2 protein-coding genes are annotated in these 6,512 nt (G+C 68.8%); both read left to right on the top strand.

What is annotated here, in order from left to right:
- Positions 1-5,138 (top strand): non-ribosomal peptide synthetase (locus tag P3T41_RS36675; RefSeq protein WP_280694996.1); only part of this gene is annotated, 5,138 nt, incomplete at its 5' end.
- Positions 5,138-6,512: condensation domain-containing protein (locus tag P3T41_RS36670; protein WP_280694995.1), on the top strand; the 1,375-nt coding region annotated here is incomplete at its 3' end. The genes P3T41_RS36675 and P3T41_RS36670, both read left to right, overlap by 1 nt.

Genomic DNA, 6,512 nt, shown 5'->3' with positions numbered 1-6,512 from the left:
TCGAAAACAACCTCCTCACCCACCCCACCATCACCGCCACCACCGTGGTCCTGCGCCAGGACACCCCCGGCGACAAGCGCCTCGTCGCCTACCTCACCGCTGCCGAGACCGCGCCCAGCGCCGGGGAGCTGCGTGCCCACCTCCAGCAGCACCTGCCCGACTACATGATCCCCACCAGCTACGTCGTCCTCGACCACCTTCCGCTCACCCCCAATGGCAAGGTCGACCAGAAGGCCCTCCCCGCCCCCGACAGTGACCGCCCCGACCTGGACGCCGCGTACCTCGCACCCCGCACCCCCGTCGAGCAGACCATCACGGCCATCTGGTCCGAGATCCTGGGCGTCGACCCGATCGGCATCCACGACAACTTCTTCCAGCTCGGCGGGCACTCGCTGCTCGCCACCCAGGTCACCAGCCGCCTGCGCAAGGAGCTCGGCGTCGAGGTCCCGGTCCGCAGCGTCTTCACCGCCCCCACGCCGGCCCAACTCGCCCACGCCATCGCCGACCTGGGCGCCGATCTGACCACTCGGCTGGCCCCGGCACCGCGCGACGGCAGCCCGCTGCCACTCTCCTTCGCCCAGCAACGACTCTGGTTCCTGGACCAGTTGGAGCCGGGCAGTGCCGAGTACCTGGTGCCCGTCGGCCTCCACCTGCGCGGCTGGCTGGACGTCGCTGCGCTGCAGACTGCGCTCAGCGGGCTGGTGGCACGGCACGAGGTGCTGCGCACCCGGTTCCTGGCTGACGAGGACGGGCACCCGGCGCAACTGGTCGACGCCCCGCACCCGGTGACAGTGACCATCCACGACCTGAGCGGGATCGCCGACGCCGAAGCGCGCGAGGCGGCCGCGCAGGAGCTGATGGCTGCCGAAGGGGCCCGGCCCTTCGACCTGGCCGCCGGACGGCCATTGCGGGCGGACCTGGTGCGGCTGGCACCGGATGAGCAGTATCTGCTACTGACGGTGCATCACATCGTTTCGGACGGCTGGTCGGAGGGGATCCTGGCGCGCGAGCTGCGTGAGTTGTACACCGCAGCCGTTCAGCAGCGGACGGCCGAACTGCCCGACGCGGCAGTGCAGTACGCGGACTTCGCAGTCTGGCAGCGACGGTGGCTGGCGGGCGAGGCACTGGATCGACAACTGGACTACTGGCAGGCACAGTTGGCCGGTATCGAGCCGCTGGAACTGCCCACCGACCACCGCCGGCCCGCCGAGCGCGGCGGTGACGGCGACGCCGTCCGGTTCAGCGTCCCGGCCGAGGTGACCGAGCAGCTGAAGGTCGCCACCGCCGACCAGGGCGCGAGTCTCTTCATGACCTTGCTGGCGGTGTTCCAGCTACTGCTGTCCAAGTACAGCGGCCAGCAGGACATCACCGTCGGCACTCCGATCGCCGGCCGCAACCGGGCCGAGGTCGAGGAGATGATCGGGTTCTTCGTCAACACCCTGGTCCTGCGAGCGGATCTCAGCGGTGACCCGACCTTCCGTCAACTCCTTGAGCAGGTCAAGGAGACGGCGCTGGGCGCCTACGACCACCAGGACCTCCCGTTCGAGCGCCTGGTCGACGAGCTGGCCCCCGAACGCGACCTGAGCCGCAACCCGCTCTTCCAGACCATGTTCGTGCTGCAGAACGTCCCGGACGGCGAGGGCACGTGGGCGCTGCCGGGCCTGGCGGTCGAGCAGGTCGGCATCGGCGGCCAGGCGGTGAAGTTCGACCTGCAGCTGACCGTGGTGGAGAACGGCGGCGGGCTGGACGCATCGGTGGAGTACCGGACCGATCTCTTCGAACCGGCCACGATGGAGCGGCTGGTGGGGCACTTCCAGACGCTTCTCGCCGGGGTGGCCGCACGGCCGGAGGCGCGGTTGAGCGAGTTGGAGATGCTGACGGCGGCGGAGCGGCAGCAGATCGTGGTCGACTGGAACGCCACGGGAGGTGACTACCCGGACACCGCCACCATCCACTCGCTGATCGAGGAACGGTGCGCACGGGAGCCGGACGCCATCGCCCTCACCTGCGGGGACACTGTCCTGACGTGCCGTCAGGTCAACGAGCGGGCCAATCAGCTCGCTCACCACCTGCGCGACCAGGGCGTCACTCCCGACACGCTGATCGCCGTCTGCCTGGACCGCAGCCCCGACCTCATCTGCGCACTGCTCGGCATCCTCAAGGCCGGCGCCGCCTTCGTCCCCCTCGACCCCGACTACCCCACCGACCGCATCACCTACATGGTCGAAGACACCGCCACACCCCTGGTCATCACCCACAGCCGGCACACCGAGAGGCTGCCAAGCGGGACATCGATCCTCCTCGTCGACCAGGGCTGGCCCGCAACAGCCGACACCAGCAACCCCATACCGACTGCCACCCCTGACCACCTCGCCTACCTCATCTACACCAGCGGATCCACCGGCCGCCCCAAGGGCGTCCAACTCGACCACCGCGGCGTCGTCAACTACCTCCACTGGTGCGACCAGAACTACCCGGCCATCACCCCCAACGGCATCGGCACCCTCCTCTACTCCTCCGTCACCTTCGACCTCACCATCACCGCCCTCTTCCTCCCCCTCATCCAAGGCCAACAACTCGCCATCCCCCAGCCCGCACCCGACCAGAGCGCCTTCGACGCCACCATCGACCTCATCCTCACCGGCACCGAGATCAGCTTCCTCAAAGCCACCCCCTCCCACCTCGAACTCCTCACCACCCAGCTCGAACTCACCGGCACCAAGCACAACATCGCGACCATCGTCGCCGGCGGCGAAGAGCTGACACCCACCCTCGCCAACCGCATCTTCACCACCAGCACCCGCACGACGGTCATCGCCAACGAATACGGCGCCACCGAAGGCTCCGTCGCCAACGTCATGAGCCTCAGCACCACCATCGACCCCACCACCGGAACCACCCCCGTGGGGACAGCGATCACCAATACGACGGCTTACGTCGTCGACCGCTTCAACCACCCCGTCCCCATCGGCATCCCCGGCGAATGCCTCCTCGGCGGCATCTGCGTCGCCCGCGGCTACCACAACCGCCCCGAGCTGACCACCACCCGCTTCATCCAAGACCCCTTCAGCACCGACCCCACCGCCCGCGCCTACCGCACCGGCGACCTGGTCAGGTGGCGCGAAGACGGCCACATGGAGTTCATCGGCCGGATCGACAACCAGGTCAAACTCCGCGGCTACCGCATCGAACTCGGCGAAATCGAAAACAACCTCCTCACCCACCCCACCATCACCGCCACCACCGTGGTCCTGCGCCAGGACACCCCCGGCGACAAGCGCCTCGTCGCCTACCTCGTCTCCACCAACACCCCCACCATCACCGAACTACGCACCCACCTCCAACACCACCTCCCCGACTACATGATCCCCACCACCTACATCACCCTCCCCCACCTCCCCCTCACCCCCAACGGCAAAGTCGACCAGAAAGCCCTCCCCACCCCCGACCACCACCGCCCCGACCTCGACGCCACCTACACCCCACCCCGCACCCCGGTCGAGCAGACCCTCGCCGCCATCTGGAGCGAGATCCTGGGCGTCGACCCGATCGGCATCCACGACAACTTCTTCGAGCTCGGCGGCGACTCGATCATCAGCATCCAGGTGATCGCCAAGGCCAAGAAGTTCGGCCTGCACCTGACGCCTCGAATGATCTTCAAGTACCAGACCATCGCGGAGATCGCCGGCCATGCGCAGTCCGGCGCCTCGGCGAACGCGGAGCAGGGCAAGGTCCTGGGCGATGTCGCGCTGACGCCCATTCAGCACTGGTTCTTCGAGAAGGAGTTGCCGAGCGGCCACCACTTCAACCAGGCCGAGCTGCTGGCTACCGAATGCCTCGACCCGACGGTGCTGGAACGTGCGCTGACCGATCTGACCGAGCATCACGACGCGCTGCGGCTGCGCTACCGCCGAGCCGACGACTCCTCCTGGACCCAGCACTCGGCCGACTCGGCCGGCCGGGGGCTGCTCGACGTGCACGACCTCTCGGAAGTCTCCGACGAGGGCCTGTGGTCGGTGCTGCGTGGCATCGGCGAGGAGGTGCAGCGAAGCCTCGACCTGGCCGACGGGCCGATCCTGCGTGGCGCGCTGCTGAACCTGGGCGGCGAACGCGGGCAGCGGTTCCTGCTCACCGTGCACCACCTGGCGATCGACAGCGTCTCCTGGCGGATCCTGCTGGAGGACCTGGGCAGCGCCTACGAGCGGCGCGCCGCCGGGCGGGCCCCGCAACTGCCGCCCAAGACGACCTCGTTCAAGGCCTGGGCGGAGAAGCTCAGCCGGTTCGCGGTCTCCGCCGAAGCAGAGGCCGAGTTCGGCTACTGGTCGGAGTCCAAGCCGAGCGGCCGGCTCCCGCGCGACCGGGACGGCGCCAACGAGGCGCGTTCGGCGGACACGGTCAGCGCCACGCTCACCCCGAAGGAGACCAGCGCCCTGCTGCGGGAGGTGCCGCGCGCCTTCAACACCCAGATCAACGACGCGCTGCTGACCGCGCTGGCTCGCGCGGTGGCTCGCTGGACCGGCGACGGCCGCACCCTGATCGGCCTGGAGGGCCACGGCCGCGAGGACCTGTTCAGCGACGTCGACCTGTCCCGCACGATCGGCTGGTTCACCAGTGTCTTCCCGGTCGCGCTGACAGTGGACCCCGCCGCCGATCCGGTGAGCTCCCTCGCCGCGGTCAAGGAGCAGCTGGCCCGGATACCCAACAAGGGTGTCGGATACGGGATCCTGCGCTACCTCGGCCGCCCGGAGGTGACCGACGTGCTGCAGGCGCAGCCGTCCCCCGAGGTCAACTTCAACTATCTGGGCCAGTTCACCGAGCAGTTGCCCGGCATCGGCCGCTACGCGGATCCCACCGAACCCAAGGGCCACTCGATCAGCCCGGACGGCATGCGCTGGAACGTGCTCGACATCACCGCCGCCGTCGAGGGCGACACGTTCCACCTGAACATCAACTACTCCGCCGCGCTGCACAACCGCCGGACCGTCGAGCGGCTGGCCGCCGACCTGCTGGACGGCCTGCGGCAGCTCATCTCGGCCGGCGCCGAGCAGAGCGAGGGCCCCGCCCGGGCCACCGAAGGCACCCCCCTCACCGATGTCAGTGCCACCGACATGGCCGCGATCCTGAAGAGGTTCTCCTGATGGCGCACAACGTCGAAGACGTCTACGGTCTTTCGCCCCTGCAGTTCGGCATGCTCTTCCACTCCTTGGAGGACTCCTCCGACACCCGCCCCTACCTGGTGCAGATGACCGAGGAGATCAACGGGTCCTTCGATGACGAGTGCTTCCGGGACGCCTGGCAGCAGTTGATCGACCGGCACTCGATCCTGCGCAGCGCGTTCATCTGGGAGGGCGTCTCCGAGCCGGTCCAGGTGGTGCAGCGGACCGCCCGACTGCCGTACCAGCGGCTGGACTGGCGCGAGTTGGCGGCCGAGGTTCAGGAGGCGCGGCTGGCGGAGTTCCTGGCGGCGGACTGGACTCAGGGCTTCGACCTCGCCCAGGCACCGCTGGTGCGGGTGGCCAGCATCCGGATGGCGGCGGAACGCCGGATCGTGGTCTGGTCGTTCCACCACATCCTGCTGGACGGGTGGAGCATCCAGATCCTCCAGCAGGAGCTGTTCGCGCTCTACCGCGGCCTGTTGGACGGAACACCCCGGCAGCTGCCGCCGGCCGTGCCCTACCGGCGGTACATCGAGTGGCTGAACTCCCAGTCCCCGTCCGGCTCCAAGGACTTCTGGACCGGCTACCTGGCCGGCATCACCGAGCCGACCGACCTCCACGTCGACCGGGTCACCGGCGAGTCGGGAGTCGGCGAGATCGAGGTCCGGGCCGACGAGCCGCTCTTCGCGGCCGCCCGCGCCTACGCCCGCACCCAGCGACTCACCATGAACACCCTCGTCCAGGGCCTCTGGTCGATCCTGCTCGCCCGGTACAGCGGCAACGATGACGTGCTCTTCGGCTCGACCATCTCAGGCCGGTCGATCGAACTGCCCGGCGTCGAGGCGATGATGGGGCTCTTCATCAACACGCTGCCGGTACGCGGCCGGGTCGACGGCGACGAGGAGGTGGCCGAGTGGCTGCGCGCCTTGCAGGACGAGCAGCTCGACATGCGCCAGTGGGAGTACTGCCACCTGGTCGATGTCCGCGAGTACAGCCAGATCCCGCGCGGCGAGCCGCTGTTCCGGTCCATCCTGGTCTTCGAGAACTACCCGGTCCTTCAGGAGGACTCGGACGTTCCGGACGGGCTGACCAGCCGGCTGGTGAACTGCGTGGAGCGGACCGGGTATCCACTGACGCTGGTGGCCTCGGCCGGGCGGGCGCTGGAGTTCCGGTTCGTCTACGACCGCGCGCTCTTCGACGGCACCACGATGCGGCGGCTGGTGGGGCACTTCCAGACGTTGCTGGCCTCGGTGGTGACCGGACGGCCGGAGGCGCGGTTGAGCGAGTTGGAGATGCTGACGGCGGCGGAGCGGCAGCAGATCGTGGTCGACTGGAACGCCACGGGAGGTGACTACC

Source organism: Kitasatospora sp. GAS204B, assembly GCF_029892155.1.
In the GTDB taxonomy this organism is placed as follows: domain Bacteria; phylum Actinomycetota; class Actinomycetes; order Streptomycetales; family Streptomycetaceae; genus Kitasatospora.
Note: the sequence above shows the minus strand (reverse complement) of the source record. Positions and strands in the feature narration are given on the sequence as shown.